The sequence below is a fragment of the Idiomarina sp. Sol25 genome, from assembly GCF_033052775.1.
Taxonomy (GTDB): domain Bacteria; phylum Pseudomonadota; class Gammaproteobacteria; order Enterobacterales; family Alteromonadaceae; genus Idiomarina.
The window spans coordinates 1-402 of sequence record NZ_JAUPEW010000048.1 but is presented as its reverse complement, the minus strand read 5'-3'; the positions used below and the strand labels follow the sequence as shown (position 1 = coordinate 402).

The 402-nt window shown below is 61.2% G+C and carries 1 protein-coding gene; it reads right to left on the bottom strand.

Annotated features, from left to right (window positions below; translation table 11 throughout):
* Positions 1–402 (bottom strand): M10 family metallopeptidase C-terminal domain-containing protein (locus Q5L94_RS13400; RefSeq protein WP_411161943.1); only part of this gene is annotated, 402 nt, incomplete at both ends.

Sequence of the window (402 nt, the reverse complement as noted above, 5' to 3'; positions counted from 1 at the left end):
CGCAACACTGCGCCACTGGCGGTGGACGTGATCTCCAACTGTGCCACGGAGGTCAGCCCCTCCCATGTCTGCAAATCAATTCTGTCCATGTTAGGATCGAAATCGTGAATTTCATCCCGGCTGCCATCAGCGGTTAGCACAAAGACATCCGCGCCTGCACCCCCGCCCAGCCAGTCATCACCTGCACCATCCAGCAAGACGCTGCCACTGTCTGCGGCCACAAGCGTGTCATTCCCGCTGCCGCCGGTTTGCACGGCGTCATGTGACAATGTGGCGGTGGCATGGGTGAGCCCGGCTTCGGTTTCAGAGGTGGCAAAGACATGCAGCGTGTCGCCCTGCATTTGCAGGGCCAGACCGTTGACATTGTCGAGCCCCAGGGCGGTGCTGTCGGCCAGCGCGTCA